A 21780-nucleotide genomic window follows, 5' to 3' on the forward strand; every position below is an offset into this window, starting at 1 on the left:
TACGATCGTAATTTTATCAAGGAACTACTTTTACCCATCCCCTTTCGATCCAGGAGTACATCCATGAGCACTTATGACGTCGTGATACTTGGCGGTGGCCCCGGCGGTTACAACGCGGCGATCCGCGCCGGACAACTGGGTCTGAAGGCCGCCTGCGTGGAAGGACGCGCCACACTCGGCGGCACCTGCCTGAACGTTGGTTGCATGCCATCCAAGGCGTTGCTGCATGCCTCCGAACTGTACGACGCGGCCATGGGTGCGGAATTCGCCAACCTGGGGATCGACGTCAAACCCAGCCTCAACCTCGCCCAGATGATGAAACAAAAAAATGAAAGCGTTACCGGGCTGACCAAGGGCATCGAATTTCTTTTTCGCAAGAACAAGGTCGACTGGATCAGAGGCTGGGGCCACATCGATGGGCCGGGCAAAGTCACGGTGACCGATAGCGCCGGCGGCAAGACAGTACTGAGCGCCAAGGACATCATCATCGCTACCGGTTCGGAGCCCACGCCCCTGCCCGGTGTAGACATCGATAACAAACGCATCCTCGATTCCACAGGCGCCCTGGCACTGACCGAGGTGCCCAAGCACCTGGTGGTGATCGGCGCCGGTGTGATCGGCCTGGAACTGGGTTCGGTCTGGCGCCGCCTTGGGGCGCAGGTGACGGTGGTCGAGTTTCTCGACCGGATCTGCCCCGGCGTGGACATCGAAGCCGGCAAAACCCTGCAGCGCTCCCTGAGCAAGCAAGGCTTGAGTTTCAAATTGAGTTCAAAAGTGACCAGCGCCACCAGTTCCGCCAATGGCGTTCAGCTCAGCATCGAGCCTGCCGCTGGCGGTGCCGCCGAGTTGCTGGAAGCGGATTACGTATTGGTAGCCATCGGGCGCCGACCTTATACACAGGGCCTGGGCCTGGAGAACGTCGGCCTCGCCACGGACAAGCGCGGCATGCTCGCCAACAAAGGGCATCGCACAGATGCCGCCGGGGTCTGGGTGATTGGCGACGTGACCTCGGGTCCCATGCTCGCCCACAAGGCCGAGGACGAAGCCATGGCCTGCGTCGAGCAGATTGTCGGCAAGGCGGGCGAGGTCAATTACAACCTGATCCCCAGTGTGGTCTACACCAAACCGGAACTGGCCAGTGTCGGCAAGACCGAAGAGCAGCTCAAGGCTGAAGGCCGGGCGTACAAGGTCGGCAAGTTTCCCTTCACCGCCAACAGCCGGGCGAAGATCAACCATGAAACCGAAGGCTTCGCCAAAGTGCTGGCCGATGAGCACACGGACGAAGTCCTGGGCGTGCATTTGGTTGGCCCGAGCGTCAGTGAAATGATTGGCGAATATTGCGTGGCCATGGAGTTCAGCGCCTCGGCCGAAGACATCGCGCTGACCTGCCACCCACACCCGACCCGCTCCGAGGCCTTGCGTCAGGCGGCGATGGATGTGGAAGGGATGGCGACGCAGATGTAATCCAAAGGACTGGCGGTGACGGGGCCACCGCCTTCGCGAGCAGGCTCGCTCCCACAAGGTTTGCGCTGTACCTGTGGGAGCGGGCTTGCTCGCGAAGGCAGGCGACTCGGTCTAAAGCGGCAAATGCTCCAGCGGCAGCGATCCCGGGGCCTTCACCGTATGAATCGCAAAGTTGCTGCGAATGTCGCTCACCCCCGGCAGCTTCAGCAAACGCCCGGTGAGAAAGCGGTCATAGGCACGCAAGTCCGGCACCACCACCTGCAGCAGAAAATCCGACTCCCCCGACACCAGAAACGCCGAAATCACCTCGGGCAATGCCGTCACCGCCAGGCGAAAGGCTTCGGCTTGTTCATCGTTGTGACGCTCGACCTTGACCCCGACAAACACCGTCAGCCCCAACCCCACTTCATCGCGATCCAGATTGGCCTGGTAGCCGCGAATCACCCCCGCCTCTTCAAGCATTCGCACCCGGCGCAAGCAAGGCGATGCCGACAGGCCGATCTCGTCTGCCAGTTGCACATTGCTCAGGCGGCCGTCCCGTTGCAGCGCGGCGAGAATCTTGCGGTCGTAAGCGTCCAGTTTCATGGTTTGGCAGATCCTGATGATTCAAGCTTGATTAAGTGGCAGATTATGCCAATACACGAGCGGATAGAAGCTGACAACGCAAGCACCTGCCCCGCCCTCCAGCCCTAGACTGGCACGACCAAATCGACAACGAACGGGGTGCAACATGCAAGGTCTCTGGCTGTTTTTCATGGCGCTGGCAGTGGTCTATCTGTTGCCGGGGCCCGACATGATCCTGCTGTTGCAGACCGGTGCCCGTCAGGGCAAAGGCGCCGCGCTATCTACGGCCGTGGGACTGGGCATCGCCCGGGGTTGCCATGTGGCATTGGCGGCGCTGGGGCTGGCGGCACTGTTCAAGGCCGCGCCATGGACCTTCGACCTGGTGCGCCTGGCCGGCGCCGCGTATCTGCTGTGGATCGGCATTCAGTGCCTGCGAACCACGATGCTGCCGAGCCTCACCAGCGCCGACACCACCGGCGAAAAACCACGTTGGGGCACGGCCATCCGACGCGGACTGCTGACCAACCTGCTCAACCCCAAGGCACTTTTGTTCTGCTCGGTGCTGCTGCCGCAATTCATCAACCCACAGGCCGGGCCGGTGCTCGGGCAATTTGCGACCTTGGGCGTGGTGCTGGTCGGCGTCGGTTTGCTGTTCGACAGCGCATACGCCCTGGTCGGCGCGGCACTCGGCCGTTGGCTGCAACGCAGCCCCTCAGCCCAGCGCCTGCAACAATGGTTGTTCGGTAGCCTGTTGATCGGTTTCGCCGTACGGTTGACCTTTGTGCAACAGGCTTGAACCTCACTGCGCCTTGCGGCGGCGATTGATCAGGAGTAATGCCGCCGCCGTGACCACAATCACGCCGCCATACTGCAACGGCTTCTTGTACGGCCGCAGCGCTGAACGCACGGCATCGGTAACCTGGGTCACGTAGCGCTTGTCGGCGTTCTGGAAGTCGGGATACGGGCATTGATGACCGAAATTGAACGCCCAATCCACGTACGGCCCCTCTTTGACATAGCGCTGGTAGAAAGCGTTTTCTTCTTCAAGACTGCTGTTCCAGCCTGCAGCCGCGCACAGCACTGCCGCAAAGGCCTGGCTGGTGTGAGGCAAATTGTCGGCCGCACGGCTGGCCAATGCCGTGGCCACAAAACGATAGTGATAACGCTCATCGGGCTGAGCAACGCTGGCCTGCTGGCGCTTCACTTCGCCCACGGTTACTAACGGCCCGACCTTGAGTTCGGTACTTTCCAGACTGTAGTTGCCGCCGAATGTGGCGTAATCCGGGGCCATTTCATAACCGAGGATTTCCATTCCCCACGTGCGCGCGACCCCGGCCGAGTTAAACAGCGCAGCAGCGCGAGTCGTGGGCCACCAGGCAGAATCCGCCTCTTTGCGTAATATTGCGTATGACTTGGCCTTGTTCTGCAAGTCGACGTTATCGAAGTACGCCGGCGCCTCCTCGTAATGCCCCTCGCGCAACAAACGTCGCCCCAGCAGATTGCGCAGGCTCGCCGCCACCGGCAAGGGCACATAATTGTCGCGGTCCTGCTGGCTGAGCGGCGGCGGTGCTGGCACCTGCGTGTCGACGTAGTGCTTGAGTTCTTCGAGGGTCAACACGCGCTCGGCAACGGTGGCAGCGTCGAACCAGTAAATGCTTTGGCTGCGATACAGCTGATCGAAGGCCTGCAGGTAATCCCCGCGTTGCAGCGCCAGGATCGCACTTTCACCCTCGACCCGGCATTTGGGCTGAAGCGTTTCGTAATCGTAGTCCGGTGTGCGGCGCTCGCCCCAGGATTCATTCTGCGGGAAGGCCTGGGCTGCTTTGGCATAGGCTGCGGCGGCCGCACTCTTATCACCCTCGCGCACCGCCAGCTTGGCCCGCAACCACCAGGCCAATCCGCCATCGCCGGCATGTTCGAGGAAAGCCTTGGCGCTGGCGTAATCACCCTGTTGATAATTCATCGCTGCCAGGCGGTCGGCGTTTTCGAGACTGCCACGAGTGCTGTTTTGCAGCAGCTTGATCATTTTCTGTTCGTTGGGCGGTTGATCGCCGAACGACCAACCCAACCGGCTGATCAGCGACGCGGTCACCAATTGCTGCACGGGTTGGCCCTTGAGCAACTCGGCTACTTGATCCTCCGGCAGCGTCATCAGGTCCGCCATCAACAGTTTCAGTGAGGTGTAACCTACTGCGGATCCGTGCAGATTCTGCGTGGCGTAGAGCTCGATGGCGCGGTTCCAGTCGCCGGCGGTGCGTACCACCCGGGCTTCTTCACCGAGGCTGGCGACACCCAGTTCCAGTGGGTCGCTGAAACCGTCGATGCTCAGTTGCCGGGTTTGCTCGAAGGCCTTGGCGGATTGTTCGAGCAGACCCGGAGCCGCATTGGCTTCGGCGCTCATGGCGAACAACGCGCGACCCAACGAGTAAGCCGCCCAGGTGCTGCGCGAAGCCCGTTGCTCGGCGGGCAAGGCCAGCACTTTCTTGAAATACCCGGCGGCCAAGGCGGGATCACCCGCGCCAAAAGCCACAGCGCCGGCCAGATACAATCTGAGCTCAGGCGGCAGTTGCGCCCCTTCGGTTTCAACCTGATGGGCATCCGTCAGGCTGCGCAGGTGTTTCACCAACACCTGTTGCTCAGCGGAAAGTCCCGCCTGCTCGGCTTGATCCCGCAGCGCTACAGCATCAGGTTCATCCGAGTAGTCGACGTTGGCGGTGACGTTCTTCAATCCGTTGATGGCGTGGCCGAGGCGGCTGATTTCGAAGCTGAAGTTGCCTTCCGGCAGTTCCGCCAACGACTGGCCACGGTTATCCAGCAGGCGCATGGGGAAGTCCGGGCCGCAGGCCAGCGCCGAACCCAGCGGCAGGCTTAGGCTCAGGCAAAGCAAATGACGCGGCCAGTTACGGGTGAACATTCGAACCTCCTTGATCAATGTGTGCGCAGCGAGCCCAACCAATGGCACGCTGTCCGCCGGCCGGTATTCGGCCATCGCGCAGGCGGGTGAAGGTAAGCAGATCCGGACGCTGTTGCAACGCGTAACCGGCCAAGGCATCGGCTCCCTCACAACCGCTGACCGCCAGTGTCAGGCGTTCGGGCCAGGCGCGGTCGAGGTTGCCTTGGTTGCTGATGCCGATGTCATAGAGGCCATTGTCGGCCGAGAGTTTCAGCGCCAACTGACTGTCGAGCACATCTCCACGCGCCACGGCGCGCAAGGTGGTCAGGCTCCAGGCCCGACGGTCGTTGGCCAATGGCAGGCGAAACCAGATCAGGCCCGCCAGATGTTTCGGTGGATCGGCCCGCAGCTCGGTACCGAGGGTGCGCAATGACTGCGGATCGGCGAGCAACTCCCGGCGCAGGCCTCCGCGCTCCACCGTGACTTCGCTTTCCACAACGGGCGCGCCACCCGCCGATGGCAGCAACCCCACGCCATAGGCTGGCAGCGCCAGATAGAAAGGTTTTGTCGTGATTCGGCTCCAGGCCTTCACCCATTGCCGGGCCTGATCGGCATCAAACAAACCACGACGCGGATCGCTCACCGCGTGCACCTGCAACACGCTGCTGTCGACTGTGGATAACAACGCCGGCAGTTCGCGACTGTCGAGCCAGGACGGCAACGCGGTGATGCTCAGGGGCAGCGACGTCGGCAGTGCTGCGCGCAACTGCGCGAGAAACTGGCGGTAGGCCGGCAGCCGAGCGTTACCGGCATCGTGGTCGATTTCCACGCCGGCGAGGTTCACCTCCTGCCCCTGCCAATCGCTGATCACCTGCCGGATTTGCGCGGTGATCTCATCCTGATCCAGCGCCTTGAGCTGCCCATCCAGGCGAATCACCGCAATCACCGGCCGACCATCACGCTTGAGCAGTGCCGGATCAATCCGGGCCTGACTCCAGCCGGCGTTGGGGAAAGCCTGCAAGGCCAGCACCCGCAGGGTCGAAAAATCGGCGCGGCTGTCCCGAAGGGCGGCGTCGTGGGCCGGTGTCCACTGCCGCTGCCAGACGTAAAGCTGTTGATCCAGCGGCGGTGCATCCTGTCTTTCGCAACCGGTGGTGAGCACCAGCGCCATCAGCAAGACCATCGAGCGAGTGAAAAAAACCATTGAAACGCCTGTTCCTGAAATGCAGAAAGGGCCTCTGCGGCCCTTTTTAGTTCTGCTCACTACCCTACCCAGCCATCGACCGGCGGGCAATGTTCGCCTGCAATGATCTTCAGATATCGAGTACCAACGGCTGCGCCCCCTGCGCCGGAATCGCACAGCAAATCAGCACCTGTCCGTCATCCGGCACCTCCGCTGGCGGCAGTGGGTAATGCACCTGGCCGCTGATCAGGCGCGTCTTGCAGGTGCCGCAGGAGCCGCCGCGACAGCTGAACTCCGGACGCAGGCCACGGCTTTCCGCCAGCTCCAGCAAGCTGCCGCCGTCTGGCTGCCAACGCGCCTCCTTGGCCGAACGCTGGAACATCACGGGCACGGATGTGGTGGCGGCGGACGGTTGCTCGATGACCACCGCATCGGGGTCCGGTCGCCGCCGCAAGGTGGACGGGCCGAAGGTTTCGGCGTGAATCCGCGAATCGCGAATGTCCAACTCGCGCAAGCCGTCGTACAGCGCCTGGGTAAAACTCCCGGGACCACAGACGACAAAATCCGGCTGATCGTAGTCCTCGACTGTCAGCAGATCCTTGAGCAGCACGACGTCGATCCGTCCACCGAGGTCGAAATCCTCTCCTTGCATCGCTTCGGCTTCCGGTTGGCTAAGCAAGCGCACCACCCGCACCGCGTCTCCGGCATCCTCGAGCAAGCGATCCAGCTCCCGGCGAAACGGCTGGTCGGCCAGCGTGCGCGAACTCTGGATTAACCAGGTCGGCCGTATACGACGGGTACGCAATCCTTGGTAAACCACCTCCCGCAGCATCGACAACAGCGGCGTGATGCCGACCCCGGCAGCCAGCAACACCAAAGGCCGACGCTCATGGGGCGCCACGGTGAAATGACCTTGTGGCGCCCGTGCTTCCAACAGGTCACCAACACGAATCTGCTCATGCAAATGCGTAGACACCCGCCCGTCACGCTTCACGCTGATGCGGAAAAAATCATCGGACGGCGCGCTCGATAAACTGTACGTGCGGATTTGCACATCGCCGTCAATGTTGAAGCGCAGGGGCAAATGCTGCCCGGCCTGGAACAGTGGCAACCCGGCCCCATCGGCGGACTCCAGGTAAATCGAGCGAATGCTGTGGCTTTGCGCTTCAATCCGCGCCACCCGCAACGGCCGCCATTGATCGCCCAGGGCCTTGGCCTGCAAACGCGCCTTGGCCTGCTCCCAGGTGCCAGTGAGCAAACTGGTGGGTGAAACACCGTCGAAACGCCAGCGCAACGCCAGGGCGGCGGGGCGACGTACCACCTGCTCGACATCGATTGTCCACAGGCGCTCGGCGCCCTGGAACGCCTCGACCTGAGGGCCGTCCAGGATGATTTCTGTGCGCCCGCTGAGCTGCAGCAAATCACCGGTATTGAAATCGATGAACAACAACCCGGCCCGGGGATTGAGCAGCAGGTTGCCCAAGGTGTTGAAATGCAGGTTGCCGGCGAAGTCCGGGATGGTCAGGCGATTGCCTTCCACCTGTACGAAACCGGCCTGACCGCCGCGGTGAGAAACATCCACCGAGCGTTCACCGTCGACGTCCACATAACTGGCAACGAAGAAGGTGTCCGCCTCGGCGATCATGGCTTTGGCCGCATCATCCAGTTCGCTGAAGTGCTGGGCGACACGCGTCGAGGGATCGGCCAGCGGCACCGAGCGAAACTGGCGCAGCTGAATGTACTGCGGGCAATTGCCGAAGGACTGATCCACCGTCACCGCGAAACCGTCCTTGGACATGGCGCGGACATGCCCATTGATGCGATTACGGCGGCGAGTGTGCAACTCGATGCCCAACAGGCCGATGGCCGAGCCGTCGCTCAACTGCGCGGGATCATCAAAGGCCGGCAGGCTGCGAAACTGCAGCAAGCCAGGTTCCGGCGAGTGCGCAAAACCGGGCTGACCTTCCAGGATGCTGGCCCAGGGATGACCCTCAGCATCCACCGCTGCGTACAGCATGAACGGCAATTGCTGATAGAAGGTTCGGTGCTGGTCCGGCATCTCGCTACGAATTACCTTACGACCGAACGCCTCCATTCGTTCGGCAACGCCCACATGCGCCTGCAATTGTTTCTCGCCGGCATGCCAGGGTGAACGGTCCATACGGCTGCTCCCTTGCGCCTGTGGCGCAGAACGGGGCGGCCCGGCAACACCGGGCCACCAGCATCAGGCGGTTTTTTGCAGGCCGGCGACGGTGCGTGGCATGCCGACAAACCCCGGCAAGGCTTCGATGCGGGCCAGCCAGGCGCGAATGTTGGCGTACTCGTCCAGCGACACATTGCCCTCAGGCGCGTGGGCGACGTAGCTGTAGACGGCGACGTCGGCAATCGTCGGTTCAGTGCCGGCCAGGTACGGCGTACTGGCCAGCTCGTGATCGATCACTTTGAGCACGGTATGGGCGTAGGCAATCACTTCTGCTGCGTTGTAAGGCGCGCCAAACACAGTGATCAATCTTGCCCGGGCAGGGCCGAAGGCAATCGGACCGGCAGCCGCCGACAACCAGCGCTGTACCTTGGCGGCCCCTACGGGATCAGCCGGCAGCCAGCGACCGTTGCCGTACTTTTGCGCCAGGTAAACCAGAATTGCGTTGGAATCGGCCAACACCACGCCTTGGTCATCAATCACCGGCACCTGACCGAATGCATTGAGCGCCAGAAACGCCGGTTGCTTGTGTTCGCCCTTGGCGAGGTCAACGAAGATCAATTCCGTCGGCAATTTCAGCAGGGACAGCATCAACTCGACACGATGAGCGTGGCCGGAACGTGGGAAGTTGTAGAGTTTGATCGCTTGCATGGTCGACACCTCGGGTGAGTGCTGCTGTTCAGGAGTGAGATGGGTCATATCTTCTACTCACATCTAAACCAACAGAATCACCAGCCAACGCAATCCATTATTTCAGCGGGTGAAATAATTCAACGCGTGAGCGCCGGATGCTCGCGCAGGGTCTTCACCGCGAAATCGACAAAACTGCGCACCCGGGCCGGCGCTTTACGCCCGCCCTGATAGACCACATGGATGGGCAATGGTGGCAGTTCGAATTCGGCCAGGATGATTTCCAGCTCGCCGGCAGCCACCTTGCTCGCCACTTGATAAGACAGTACCCGGGTGAATCCCAACCCCAGGCAGGCAGCCGTGATGGCCGCCTGATTCGCCGTCACCACCAGCCGTGGTTCAGCCCGGACACTCAAGGTTTCGCCGTCTTCAATGAATGGCCAACTCCTGAGTTGGCCAATTGCCGAGGTCGCGATAATCGGCGCCTGGGCCAGCTCCCGGGGATGCCTGGGCCGACCATGGCTGGCCAGAAATTGTGGTGAGGCGCAGATCACCCGACGCACCTCGCCGACCCGAATCGCATGCTGGTTGCTGTCGGGTAGCTCGCCGATACGAATGGCCACGTCGACGCCCTCCTCGACCACGCTCACCACCCGGTCCACCAGCAGCGCGTTGATGCAGACCTCGGGGAATTGCGTCAGATAATTCACCATCAACGGCGTGACAAACAGCTCGCCAAACAAGACCGGTGCGGTGATGGTCAGTTGCCCACGGGGATGGATATGGCTGCCTGCTGCCGAGTCCTCGGCTTCCTGTACCTCGGCGAGAATTCTCCGACAGTCCTCCAGGTATCGCTGGCCGGCCTCGCTCAAATACACACTGCGCGTGGTACGCGTGAGCAGTTGTGTGCCAATCCGCTTCTCCAGCGCCGCTACCGCTCGGGTGACACTGGCCGCCGACAGGCCCAAACCCCGCGCCGCCGCCGAAAAACCCTGCTCCTTGGCGACAGCAGCGAAGACCTGCATTTCCTGGAAGCGGTCCATGGGACTGTCCTCATTTCAGATAGATAAATCGCAACCGAAGACCGGAATTTTAATCGTTCAACTACATAGTTGGGCCCGCGACCATCAGGTAGAGCAATGGGCTACTGCACTCTAGCGCCGGCACCGTAAAAACCAAGCGTGTCACAAACCTTGATTATTGATAATTAATGAGGATTATTTTCTTGCGAGGGGTGCGACTGTTGGCAATTATCCTGAGCAGCCCGCTGCAACGGTTAATGCCCGGTAGAGAAAAAGAGCCATTGGTTCAGCTTCCAGACCGCTTCAGGCAGGGGCTCGCAGCGGACTCCATCAACTACAGCAGAATTCCAGCCTGTATAAACGGGCGGAATATACGACTGCTCCTATACTACAAACCACCCCGTTACCTATTGGGTTTTTGGTAGGTACCTCGTTGATGTTTTCTCTACTTAAAGTAAGGCGTTATGGGTTTTTTAACGCTTGGACGGCTGTCCGTCGATCCTGCTTTTTTGGATTCCCTTAGTAGGGAAGAGTTGAACTTCAACGGCCTGGCTAACCTGTGTGACACCGCAAGGAGTTCGACAATGTTGCGCACTAACATTTCCGCTAGAGCACTGTCCGGTGGTTTGCTCGACGTACTGATTCGCGCCGGGCTGATTACGGTGCTGGTACTGTTTTGCTTCCAGATCTTCCACCCCTTTCTCAACCTGATGCTCTGGGCAATGATTCTGGCCATCACCCTGTATCCACTGCATGGGCTCATCAAGCGCAAGCTGGTCAACAAGGACGGTCGTGCCGCCACCCTGATCGTGGTGGTAGCCCTGGCTTTGCTGATGGTGCCGATCTACTTGCTGGGCACCTCGATCAGTGAGTCGGTCCAGGCCACCCTGGCGATCCTCAAGTCCGATACGTTGCAGATTCCGCTTCCCAGCGAAAAAATCGCCTCCTTGCCACTCATTGGCGAGCCGCTCTATGGCTACTGGATGCAGGCCGCCACTGACATGAGTAGCGTGGTGATGAAGGTACTGCCCTATATCAAGTCCGTCGGCCTGACCTTGTTGGGCAAAATGGCCGACGTTGGCGTGGGCTTTCTATTGTTCATCGGTGCCCTGATCATTGCCGGCGTGTTCATGGCCTACGGCGAAAATGGCGAAAGAAGCGCCCTTGCCATCACCTCGCGCCTTTCCGGACCAGAACGTGGCCCTCGCATTACTGTGCTGTGCACTGCGACCATCCGCGCGGTCGCCCAGGGCGTAGTGGGCATCGCGTTTATCCAGATGTTGCTGGTTGGCGTGGGCTTCGTGCTCATGGGTGTCCCCGGTGCCGGGCTGCTGGCCATGGTGGCGCTGTTGATGGGAATCATGCAATTGCCGGTGCTGCTGGTGACCATCCCGGTGATCGCTTATGTCTTCGCCACCGAAGGGACCAGCCTGGCCACCGTCGTGTTTGGCATCTACAGCCTGATCGCCGGGATGGCCGACAACGTCCTCAAGCCATTGATGCTGGGTCGTGGCGTCGATGTCCCGATGCCGGTGATTCTGATTGGCGCCTTGGGCGGCATGGTGAGCGGCGGCTTCATCGGTTTGTTCATCGGGCCGGTTGCGCTGGCGGTGGGCTACCAACTGTTCTGGCAATGGGTCCAGGACCAACCGACTGTCGAGGTCCTGAACGAGACACCCGAGATCGAGGCGTTGAACGAGACACCGACGATAGAGGCAACGAACGATCAGCGTCCTGTCTGAGGAGTTTGCGCTTGATGCCACGCCCTGCTCGCATCAGCCGGCTTCTGCTCTGTGGCACCGTCGTCCTGGGGGGCTGCGTACAACTGGGCCCGGATTTCCAGTCGCCGGCCCAGCCCTGGGTCGACCACTGGAACAGCCCGGCCCTGGAGATCGCCGGCCAACAACACGCGCAACCTGACAGCCGTCAATGGTGGCGCGTGTTCAACGACCCGGTGCTGGACCATTTGATGGCCGAAGCCGATGCCCACAACCCCGACCTGCACGTCGCTGGCCTGCGGGTCATGGAGTCCCGGGCGCAATTGGGTATCGCCCTGAGTGGACGCTACCCGCAATTGCAGCAGGCCAGCGCCGACAGCCTGTACCTGAACCGTCGACAGTCGGGCGGCGCCAACCCCCAGGACACGAATTTCTGGCAACACAGCGTCGGCTTCGATATCGGCTGGGAGCTGGATTTCTGGGGGCGTTTCAGCCGTGCCATCGAGTCGGCCGATGCGTCCTGGTTTGCCGCCCAGGCCAACTACGAAAATGCCCTGGTGCTGTTGCACGCGCAGCTGGCACAAAACTACTACGCCTTGCGCACCGCCGAGGCGCGCCTGGCCATCGCCCGCAGCAACGCCAAACTGCAAAAACGCAGCTACGAGATCACCGAGCGCCTGTTCAACAGCGGGGCCGAAGCCGAACTCGATCTGCAACAAGCCAAAACCCAGTACCTGGGCACCCTGAGCACCATCCCGGACTTCGAGAGCCAGGTGGCGAGCCTGCGCAATGCGTTGTCCACCCTGATCGGCCAGCCGCCCGGCTCGATCCCTGACCTCAATCGCAACACCGGCTTAGTGCCGCTGCTCGATACCGCGGTCTTGCAAGATGTGCCGGCCAACCTCCTGGTGCGACGCCCCGATGTACGCGCTGCCGAGCTGCAAGTAGCAGCGCAGTCGGCATTGATCGGTGTGGCCGAGACCGACCTGTACCCCTCCATCAGCCTGCTGGGCAGCATCGTCTGGTCCGCCAGCTCGCTCAATGGTGCGTCCAACACCCTCGACATGGTGGCCGGCCCCAGCCTGCGCTGGGACATCTTCGACCACGGCCGGATCACCAACAACGTTCGCGTGCAGGACGCGCGCTTGCAGCAATTGATCGTTATCTACCAGGACAGCGTGCGCCAGGCGGCACGTGAGGCCGACGATGCCGCGACCGGCTTGATCAAGGCACTGGAGCGCGACCAAATTCTCAGTGACGCATCGGTGGCCGCCCAACGTTCGGTGACCCTGGCCAACGCCCAATACCGCGAAGGCTATTCGGATTTCCAGCGCGTGCTGGATGCCCAGCGAGCCCTGTTTGCCCAACAGGATACCTATCTGGTCAACCGTGGCACCGCGGTCAACAGCCTGATCGCCCTGTACAAGGCCTTGGGCGGAGGCTGGTACAGCGACCAGCCGATAGTCGACCCGGCCACCCGCAAACAAATGCAAGAACGGACCGATTGGGGCGATCTGCTCGACGAACCGAAGGAAAGTGCCCATGACTGACAGCCAACAACCGGCCGCCGAGAAAGCCCCGGCACCCGCCGCCGACCCTGCGAAAAAAGCGATCAACTGGGTGGTGCTGCTGATCATCCTGAGCCTGGTCTGGTACCTGATGGCCGACCGCTACACCCCCTACACGCAACAGGCACGGGTGCAGGCCTTCATTGTACCGGTGGCCGCCGAGGTATCCGGTCGGGTGACCAAGGTGCATGTACGCAACAACCAGGACGTCAAGGCCGGCGAATTGCTGTTTGAAGTCAATCCGGAGCAGTACCAGATCGCCGTCGATCGCGCCCGCGCCGACCTTGAATCGACCCGTCGCCAGGTAGGCGCCAACACCGCCGGCGTCGACTCCAAGCAAGCGTCCCTGCGTGCATCCCAGGCCAACGAGCTCAAGGCACGCCAGGACATCCAGCGGCTTGAACGCCTGTACAGCGAAGACCCGGGCACCATCTCCCTGCGCCGCCTGGAGATATCCCGCGCCACCCTGTCAGAGTCCATCAGCCAGGTCGCCGCTGCCAAGGCCGAAGTGCAACGTGCACGGGAACAACAGGGCGGTAACGAAGACGAAAACGCCCAGTTGCTCAGCGCCGCCAGCAACCTTGAAAAAGCCGAGCTGGACTTGGGCAATACCAAGGTCCATGCGCGCTCCGCCGGCCTGATCACCGACCTGCGCACCGATGTCGGCCAGTTCGCCGCCGCCGGTGCTCCGGTGATGACCCTGATCGCTATCCACGATGTGTGGATCAGCGCCGACATGACCGAAAACAATCTGGGAAGCGTGCAGCCCGGGACGCCGGTGTCCATCATCCTCGACGCCCACCCGGGCAGAATTTTCAAAGGCCATGTGCGCAGCGTCGGCTATGGCGTCGATATCGGCCAGACCACCCAGCCGGGCAGCCTGCCGACAGTAGAGAACAGTCGCGATTGGCTACGCCCTGCCCAGCGCTTTCCGGTCATCATCGAGTTCGAGCCCGGTGAGTTGACCGGCCCGCAAGGTATCCGGTCCGGCGGACAGGCCGAAGTCATGGCATTCCCGAGTGAAAGTAACCCGCTGAATATCCTGGGTCGCCTGTTCCTGCGCGTGATGAGCTGGATGTCCTATGCGTATTGAGCGTCCGGCCCGGGTTCAGCGCGCCCTGCGCCTGAGCTTCGGTACGGCGCTGTGCCTGGCGACGAGCTTTGGTCTGGCCCTGCCCATCCCGTTCCTCTCGCCGATGCTGGCGCTGATGATGCTGGCAGCGATGAACCGACCGTTGCCATTCAAGGCCAGCCTGGGCCTGATCCTGATCCTTATGCTGACCACCGGGACCGGCCTGCTGCTCATTCCCCTGCTGCGTTACTACCCGTTCAGTGGCGTGCTGCTGGTCGGACTGTGCCTGTTCATGGCCTTCGGTTATGGCCTGCGCGGCGGCAACCCGCTGGTGGCAACCTTCCTGGTGGTGGGCCTGACCTTGATCAGTTCGGCCGGAACCGCTGAATTCGCCTTGGCGCTTGAAGTGATCGTGGCCTTGGTCAAGGGCCTGTTCCTGGCCGTCACCACGCTGACCATCAGCCATTGGCTGTTTCCCGACCCCGCCAGTGCCCCCGCGGCCAAACCCGGCCCGAGCCTTACGCCAACCGAAAGCGGTTGGCTGGCGCTACGGGCCACGCTGGTGGTGCTGCCGACTTTCCTGCTGGCCATGATCGACCCGGCCAGCTACCTCCCGATCATCATGAAAGCCGTCAGCCTCGGCCAACAAAGCTGCGCGACCAGCGCTCGCACCGCCGGCCAGGAATTGCTCGGCTCGACCCTGCTCGGTGGCCTGATGGCGATCCTTTTCTGGTGCGCGCTGAGCCTGTTCGTCAACCTGTGGATGTTCTTTCTGTGGATGCTGCTGTTCGGATTGCTGGCGGCCAGAAAGCTCTATGGCCTGTCCCTGACCCGACAACCACCGAGCTTCTGGCTCAACAGCCTGGCGACCCTGATCATTCTGCTCGGCCAATCGGTGCAGGACAGTGCCGCGGGCAAAGATGTCTACACAGCCTTCGCCATTCGTATGGGCCTGTTCATCCTGGTGACCTTGTATGCCTGTGTGATGGTCTATCTGCTGGACACGCGGCGGCGTCGCCATGTCGCCAAGCCGGCACCTGAAGAGGGTCAGCCCGGTTGATAACACGGTACGAATCAGGAAAGCGTCTTGAATAAGTTAGAAAAGCCCCCCTCACATTCCTCGGACCCATCCAGTTACTGTAAGAAAACTCTCTAGTCAGTGAAGGCTGCATCCGTAACAAAAAGATTCTTGAACATCCTGCTTGTGCCGCCGCCCCTATCTGGATCAAAGATACATCCATGAATGGAAATTTTTCAGGTACTACTTGGGGTCTTCCCGATATCGACCGGCGCCTGCTGAAACTGCAATTCAGCTATTTGCTGATCACTCTGGGTGGACGGTGCAATCAACTGGCGGTGGCCTGGTGGGCCCTGCAGGTAACAGGCTCTGCGACCTACTTCGCCAACATGATTGCCTGTTCCATCGCGGCGGAAGTGTTAGCCAAACCCCTGCTGGGATGGCTGGGCGACAAGTACAACAAAATCCTCATCATCAAACTGACCTCATGGATCAGCCTGCTGACAGCGTTATTGATGGCGGTGCTGTCCGCCACGGAGGCGTTCAACCCTTGGGCGGTTGGCGTGCTGATGATGCTCAGCAGTGCGATCGTTGGCGTTCGCGACCCTCTCCAGGCGTCGATCATTCCTTTGTTTGCAGACGACGATAAAGTCTCCTTGGCCTTTCGGACCAAAAGTGTGATGTCGTCCTTATCTATTCTTCTGGGGCCGATACTTGCCAGCGGGTTGATTTACGGGTTCGGCATCACATTCGCCCTTGCCACCGATTTTTTTGCAATTCTCATCGCCGGTGCATTGATCGCAACCATCCCGGGCCACATCGGTGCAGTTGACCCATGCGAAAAAACACCACGTGCCAGTGGCTTCAGCATGATCTATTCCGGCTTCAAAGTAGTTTATGGCGTGAAAGTCGAATTTTACCTGGCGACTATTTCGATGCTGATCAATTTCGCGCTGTTTCCGTTTTTCACTATCTTGATCCCGCTGTATGTAAAGGACGTCATCCAGTACCCAGTCACTTACATCGGTCTTCTGGATTCGTGCTTCGGGCTGGGCATTTTGGCAGGTAGTTACAGAATCATCGGATGGTTATCCACCCGGTTACCTCGTGACATGTGCGTGTCCGCAGGTTTTGCGCTATTGGGAAGCAACCTCGTGGTGGTTGGGACTGTTTCATCGTCGTTCTTCATACCCGTAGCCTTTTTTGGCGGAGGTGTCGGCCTGATGTTGATCAACATTCCAACCTCTGCTGTGAGGTTGTTGGCGACGCCAAAGCTCCATCGCAACAGGGTTTTCGCCATAGTTTCATTTCTGTCTGCGGCGGCCAGCCCCTTGGGCAGCTTCGCGATGCCCTCCCTGATCATTTATCTAGGAGTCGAATTGACAATCACGCTGCTGGGCGCATTGGTTCTACTCTTGTCTTTACTGGTCTTTCTGGTACCCGATTTCACGACTTTCATGCGCTTGCGGGATACGCAGCTCAAAGATGCCTATCTGGTCAAATACCCTAAAGCGTTTACGCAGTGCGTGCCTCGACGTATAGCAACAAAAAGTCTAAGGAAAACATCAGAGACTGTGAATAAGTCTGAGTCCTAATACCAGACGATTTCCCTGGTAGGTCATAAACAAAATTTGGGCATATGGTGAAGACATAAAAGCCCCTGAAATCAGGGGCTCTTGTCAAAATTTATTGTCTGAAACCAGGTCTCTTTCACCTGTGGATAACTTATTCCACAGTAACCGACTTCGCCAAATTGCGCGGCTGGTCAACATCGGTGCCCTTGAGCACGGCGACGTAGTACGACAGCAGCTGCAGCGGGATGGTGTAGAGAATCGGCGACAGGATGTCGTGGATGTGCGGCATGTGCACCACGTGGGTGCCTTCACCGTTGGTCATGCCGGCCTTCTCGTCTGCGAAGACGATCAACTGGCCACCGCGGGCGCGGACTTCCTGGAGGTTGGACTTCAGCTTCTCCAGCAGTTCGTTGTTCGGCGCCACGGTCACCACTGGCATGTCGTTATCCACAAGCGCCAACGGGCCGTGTTTCAGCTCGCCGGCCGGATAGGCTTCAGCGTGGATGTAGGAGATTTCCTTGAGCTTGAGTGCCCCTTCCATCGCTACCGGGAACTGCGCGCCACGGCCGAGGAACAGCGTGTGGTGTTTCTCGGCGAACAGCTCGGAGATTTTTTCCACGGTGCTGTCCATGGCCAGCGCTTCGCCCAGACGGGTCGGCAAACGACGCAGTTCTTCGACCAGCGTCGCTTCGACGCCTTTGGCCAAGGTGCCACGAACCTGACCCAGGGAAAGCGTCAGCAACAACAGGCCAACCAGTTGCGTGGTGAAGGCTTTGGTCGATGCCACACCGATTTCGCGACCGGCCTGGGTCAACAGGGTCAGATCGGATTCACGCACCAGCGAACTGATACCGACGTTGCAGATCGCCAGGCTGGCGAGGTAGCCCAGTTCCTTGGCGTTGCGTAGCGCGGCCAGGGTGTCGGCAGTTTCACCGGACTGGGAAATGGTCACGAACAAGGTGTCCGGCTGCACCACTACCTTGCGGTAGCGGAATTCGCTGGCGACTTCGACCTGGCAAGGAATGCCGGCCAGTTCTTCGAGCCAGTAACGCGCGACCATGCCGGCGTGGTAACTGGTGCCGCACGCGACGATCTGTACGTTGCGTACTTTGGCGAACAGTTCGGCCGCCTGTGGGCCGAATGCCTGTACCAGTACCTGATTCTGGCTCAGACGACCTTCCAGGGTGCGCTGCACCACGGATGGTTGCTCGTGGATTTCCTTGAGCATGAAGTGGCGGAACTCGCCCTTTTCAGCGGCTTCGGCACCGTCGCGATACTGCACGGCTTCGCGCTCGACAGCCTGGCCGTTGACGTCCCAGATCTTCACGCTGTCGCGGCGGATTTCGGCGATATCGCCTTCTTCCAGGTACATGAAGCGGTCGGTGACCTGACGCAGGGCCAACTGGTCGGACGCCAGGAAGTTTTCCCCCAGGCCCAGGCCGATCACCAGCGGGCTGCCGCTACGGGCTGCGACCAGACGATCAGGTTGCTTGGAGCTGATCACTGCCAGGCCATAAGCGCCGTGCAGTTCCTTGACCGTTGCCTTGAGGGCCACGGTCAGGTCGCTCAGATCCTTGAGTTTGTGATTCAGCAGGTGAGCGATGACTTCGGTGTCGGTGTCCGAGGTGAACACATAACCCAGGGCCTTGAGTTGTTCACGCAGGGCTTCGTGGTTTTCGATGATGCCGTTGTGCACTACTGCCAGGTCGCCGGAGAAATGCGGGTGGGCATTGCGCTCGCACGGTGCACCGTGGGTGGCCCAGCGGGTGTGGGCGATGCCCAGACGACCGACCAGCGGCTCGTTGGTCAATGCCTGCTCCAGTTCACTGACCTTGCCCGGACGACGCAGGCGCTCGAGTTTTTCATCGTTGGTGTAGACCGCCACGCCAGCGCTGTCATACCCACGGTATTCGAGGCGCTTCAGGCCTTCGACGAGGATGGCGGTGATGTTACGTTCTGCGACTGCGCCGACAATTCCACACATGCTATTTCTCCTGACTGACAGCCGCGCATATCAAAGTGATGCCGCGGGCCTGAATCTGATCGCGAGCCTCAAGTGGCAGGCGTTCATCGGTAATAAGGGTATGGACACTGCTCCAGGGCAGTTCCAGGTTTGGAATCTTGCGGCCGATCTTGTCGGCCTCCACCATCACGACCACTTCGCGGGCGACTTCGGCCATGACTCGGCTCAGCCCGAGCAGTTCGTTGAAGGTGGTTGTACCGCGAACCAGATCGATGCCATCGGCACCGATAAACAACTGGTCGAAATCGTAGGATCGTAGTACCTGCTCGGCAACCTGCCCCTGAAAGGACTCGGAATGCGGGTCCCAGGTACCCCCGGTCATCAATAGCACCGGTTCGTGCTCAAGCTCGCTCAGGGCATTGGCGACATGCAACGAGTTGGTCATCACCACCAGGCCGGGTTGCTGGCCGAGTTCCGGGATCATGGAGGCGGTGGTACTGCCACTGTCGATAATGATGCGCGCATGCTCGCGTATCCGCGCGACGGCGGCACGGGCGATGGCTTGCTTGTATTTGGAAACCGGCTGACCAAGGTCCGCGACCAACTCCTGAGGCATGGTGATCGCCCCGCCGTAACGACGCAGCAACAGGCCATTGCTTTCAAGTGCCGCCAGATCCTTGCGAATCGTAACTTCCGACGTTTCGAAGCGCTTGGCCAACTCATCCACACTGACTTCGCCCTGCTCATTGAGCAAGGCGAGGATATTGTGACGACGCTGAGGGGTATTGCGCTTCGACATGAGCTGGTAAGTTTCGTTTCGAAAGATAACGGAAGCAATCAAAACCTATCAGCGAAACTTCGTCAAGCGCCATGCGATAAAAAGAGCTGTGGATAAGCTAAAAAAGATCGCAGCCCTCCGGCAGCTCCTACACAGGATTTTTGGTCACCCTGTAGGAGCTGCCAAAGGCTGCGATCTTTTGATCTAACGAACTGTGGATAACTCAGCTCTTCTTGATCTTCTCCGGCCGCTTCCAGCCATCGATGTTCCTCTGACGACCACGCCCGATGGCCAACTGGGATTTATCCACAGTTGAGGTAATGGTCGAGCCGGCCGCCGTGGTAGCACCATCCAGGATATCCACAGGCGCCACCAACGAGTTGTTGGAGCCAATGAACACATCTTCACCCAGCACGGTTTTCCACTTGTTCGCGCCGTCGTAGTTGCAGGTAATAGTGCCAGCACCGATGTTGGTGCGCGCGCCCACTTCGGCATCGCCCAGATAGGTCAGGTGACCGGCCTTGGCGCCTTCGCCCAGGTGAGCATTTTTCAACTCGACGAAGTTACCCACATGGGCTCGCGCTTCCAGCACGGTGCCTGGACGCAGACGCGCGAATGGGCCGGCATCGCTGCCTTCACCCAGAATGGCACCTTCGATATGGCTGTTGGCCTTGATGACCACGCCTTTGCGCAGGGTGCTATCCTTGATCACACAGTTCGGGCCGATCACCACATCGTCTTCGATGACCACCTTGCCTTCGAGGATCACGTTGATGTCGATCAGCACGTCGCGGCCTACTGTCACGTCTCCACGCACGTCGAATCGTGCCGGGTCGCGCAGCGTTACACCTTGAGCCATCAAACGACGACCGGCGCGCAATTGATAATGCCGTTCCAGTTCGGAAAGCTGCTTGCGGTCATTGGCGCCCTGCACTTCCATGGCATCGTGCGGCTGCTCGGTGTCCACCACCAGACCATCGCTCACGGCCATCGCAATGATGTCGGTCAGGTAGTACTCGCCCTGGGCGTTGTTATTGGAAAGTCGGCTCATCCAGTCGCCAAGACGGGCAAAAGGTAGCGCCAGAATGCCGGTATTGCCTTCGGTGATCTTGCGTTCAGCTTCGTTGGCATCTTTCTGTTCGACGATGGCCGCAACCTTGCCGGCAGCATCACGAACAATCCGACCGTAACCGGTCGGGTCATCCAGTTCGACGGTCAGCAAGCCCAACTGCTGCGGCCCCACCTTCTTGAGCAAGCGCTGCAGGGTATCGACTTCGATCAACGGCACATCACCGTAGAGCACCAGCACGGTGTCGGCCTGAATGAACGGCACGGCTTGGGCAACGGCGTGACCGGTACCCAGTTGTTTATCCTGCAGGACGAAGTTCAGGTCATCCGCCGCCAGGCGTTCGCGCACGGCATCGGCACCGTGACCGATCACGACGTGGATGCGCTGTGGATCAAGTTGCCGGGCGCTGTGGATAACATGGCCAAGCATGGAGTTGCCGGCAATCGGGTGCAAGACTTTCGGCAAAGCGGAACGCATGCGCGTGCCTTGGCCAGCAGCAAGAATAACGATTTCAAGAGACATGACTGGCTACCAATCCTGGGTGGTCAGCGGCTGCGACCAGGTTGTAAAAGTTGGAAAAGAAAAAAGGGTAGCCGAGGCTACCCTTTTTAATCAATCACACAACAAGTGCTGCCTTAGTGGCCGAACTTCTTGCGGATCTGCTGGACGGTGCGCAGCTGAGCTGCAGCCTCGGCCAGACGTGCGGCAGCAGAACCGTAATCGAATTCCGCGCCCCGCTCATGCAGTGCCTTCTCGGCAGCCTTGACGGCTTCCTGAGCGGAGGCTTCGTCCAGGTCGGCAGCACGTTGCACGGTGTCGGCAAGAACCTTGACCATGTTCGGCTGAACCTCGAGGAAACCACCGGAGATGTAATACACCTCCTCTTCCCCGCCCTGCTTGACCAGGCGGATCGGACCTGGCTTCAGATTAGTGATCAGCGGCGCGTGACCCAGGGCGATACCAAGATCACCCAGTGCACCGTGCGCAATCACCATCTCGACCAGACCGGAAAAGATTTCTCCTTCCGCGCTGACGATATCGCAATGGACTGTCATAGCCATCTG

At 60.1% G+C, this 21780-nt stretch carries 17 protein-coding genes; 7 read left to right on the forward strand and 10 right to left on the reverse strand.

What is annotated here, in order from left to right:
* The first annotated feature begins 63 nt into the window (after positions 1 to 63).
* Complete coding sequence (lpdA, locus tag AB4O40_RS17405) at positions 64 to 1464, forward strand: dihydrolipoyl dehydrogenase (RefSeq protein WP_460053785.1); 1401 nt, start codon at positions 64 to 66, stop codon at positions 1462 to 1464.
* Positions 1465 to 1575: 111 nt separating this feature from the next.
* Here lpdA and AB4O40_RS17410 read toward each other — a convergent pair whose 3' ends face one another.
* Positions 1576 to 2049: an Lrp/AsnC family transcriptional regulator gene (locus AB4O40_RS17410; RefSeq protein ID WP_008045644.1), complete on the reverse strand. Its 474-nt coding sequence runs from the start codon at positions 2047 to 2049 to the stop codon at positions 1576 to 1578.
* Between the two features lie 145 nt (positions 2050 to 2194).
* Here AB4O40_RS17410 and AB4O40_RS17415 point away from each other — a divergent pair, with 145 nt between their 5' ends.
* Complete coding sequence (locus tag AB4O40_RS17415) at positions 2195 to 2824, forward strand: LysE family translocator (RefSeq protein ID WP_056726788.1); 630 nt, start codon at positions 2195 to 2197, stop codon at positions 2822 to 2824.
* 3 nt (positions 2825 to 2827) lie between these two features.
* Here the strand turns inward: AB4O40_RS17415 and AB4O40_RS17420 are convergent, their stop codons facing one another.
* The 5 genes from AB4O40_RS17420 to AB4O40_RS17440 all read right to left on the reverse strand — a co-directional run bounded on the left by AB4O40_RS17420 (position 2828) and on the right by AB4O40_RS17440 (position 9977).
* Positions 2828 to 4942 carry a hypothetical protein gene (locus tag AB4O40_RS17420; RefSeq protein WP_460053783.1) on the reverse strand — a complete coding sequence of 705 codons (2115 nt, stop codon included), beginning with the start codon at positions 4940 to 4942 and terminating at the stop codon, positions 2828 to 2830.
* The gene (locus tag AB4O40_RS17425; RefSeq protein ID WP_460053782.1) at positions 4929 to 6125 is read right to left on the reverse strand and encodes a DUF3142 domain-containing protein; all 1197 of its coding nucleotides are present in this window, start codon (positions 6123 to 6125) and stop codon (positions 4929 to 4931) included. The genes AB4O40_RS17420 and AB4O40_RS17425 overlap by 14 nt, the downstream gene beginning before the upstream one ends.
* A gap of 109 nt (positions 6126 to 6234) precedes the next feature.
* On the reverse strand, positions 6235 to 8265 hold the full coding sequence (locus AB4O40_RS17430) for a pyridoxamine 5'-phosphate oxidase family protein (RefSeq protein ID WP_460053781.1): 2031 nt from the start codon (positions 8263 to 8265) through the stop codon (positions 6235 to 6237).
* A 63-nt stretch (positions 8266 to 8328) separates the two neighbouring features.
* Positions 8329 to 8955 (reverse strand): glutathione S-transferase family protein, encoded by a 627-nt coding sequence (locus AB4O40_RS17435; RefSeq protein ID WP_056726784.1) that lies wholly within the window; start codon positions 8953 to 8955, stop codon positions 8329 to 8331.
* 119 nt (positions 8956 to 9074) lie between these two features.
* Complete coding sequence (locus AB4O40_RS17440) at positions 9075 to 9977, reverse strand: LysR family transcriptional regulator (RefSeq protein WP_414913585.1); 903 nt, start codon at positions 9975 to 9977, stop codon at positions 9075 to 9077.
* Between the two features lie 563 nt (positions 9978 to 10540).
* On the opposite strand from AB4O40_RS17440, the gene AB4O40_RS17445 reads away from it, so the two are divergent.
* The 5 genes from AB4O40_RS17445 (at position 10541) to AB4O40_RS17465 (ending at position 16927) form a co-directional block, all read left to right on the forward strand.
* On the forward strand, positions 10541 to 11698 hold the full coding sequence (locus AB4O40_RS17445) for an AI-2E family transporter (protein ID WP_056726782.1): 1158 nt from the start codon (positions 10541 to 10543) through the stop codon (positions 11696 to 11698).
* Between the two features lie 14 nt (positions 11699 to 11712).
* Entirely contained in the window at positions 11713 to 13224 is a 1512-nt protein-coding gene (locus tag AB4O40_RS17450) for an efflux transporter outer membrane subunit (protein WP_056726781.1), read from the forward strand.
* Complete coding sequence (locus AB4O40_RS17455; protein ID WP_223542681.1) at positions 13217 to 14335, forward strand: HlyD family secretion protein; 1119 nt, start codon at positions 13217 to 13219, stop codon at positions 14333 to 14335. Before AB4O40_RS17450 ends, AB4O40_RS17455 begins: the two co-directional genes overlap by 8 nt.
* Entirely contained in the window at positions 14325 to 15374 is a 1050-nt protein-coding gene (locus AB4O40_RS17460) for a DUF2955 domain-containing protein (protein ID WP_460053779.1), read from the forward strand. The genes AB4O40_RS17455 and AB4O40_RS17460 overlap by 11 nt, the downstream gene beginning before the upstream one ends.
* Positions 15375 to 15553: 179 nt before the next feature.
* Positions 15554 to 16927, forward strand: a complete 1374-nt coding sequence (locus tag AB4O40_RS17465) for an MFS transporter (protein WP_460053777.1) — start codon at positions 15554 to 15556, stop codon at positions 16925 to 16927.
* 130 nt (positions 16928 to 17057) lie between these two features.
* On the opposite strand, the gene glmS is transcribed toward AB4O40_RS17465, so the two are convergent.
* The 4 genes from glmS to AB4O40_RS17485 form a co-directional block, all read right to left on the reverse strand.
* Positions 17058 to 18890, reverse strand: coding sequence for a glutamine--fructose-6-phosphate transaminase (isomerizing) (glmS, locus tag AB4O40_RS17470; RefSeq protein WP_056726778.1), 1833 nt, complete (start codon positions 18888 to 18890; stop codon positions 17058 to 17060).
* A 1-nt stretch (position 18891) separates the two neighbouring features.
* Positions 18892 to 19668, reverse strand: coding sequence for a DeoR family transcriptional regulator (locus tag AB4O40_RS17475; RefSeq protein WP_008018362.1), 777 nt, complete (start codon positions 19666 to 19668; stop codon positions 18892 to 18894).
* A gap of 202 nt (positions 19669 to 19870) precedes the next feature.
* Positions 19871 to 21238, reverse strand: a complete 1368-nt coding sequence (glmU, locus tag AB4O40_RS17480) for a bifunctional UDP-N-acetylglucosamine diphosphorylase/glucosamine-1-phosphate N-acetyltransferase GlmU (protein ID WP_056726777.1) — start codon at positions 21236 to 21238, stop codon at positions 19871 to 19873.
* Between the two features lie 113 nt (positions 21239 to 21351).
* Complete coding sequence (locus tag AB4O40_RS17485) at positions 21352 to 21777, reverse strand: F0F1 ATP synthase subunit epsilon (RefSeq protein ID WP_007969909.1); 426 nt, start codon at positions 21775 to 21777, stop codon at positions 21352 to 21354.
* Between the last annotated feature and the right edge of the window lie 3 nt (positions 21778 to 21780).

The sequence above is a fragment of the Pseudomonas sp. S2_F07 genome, assembly GCF_054668325.1.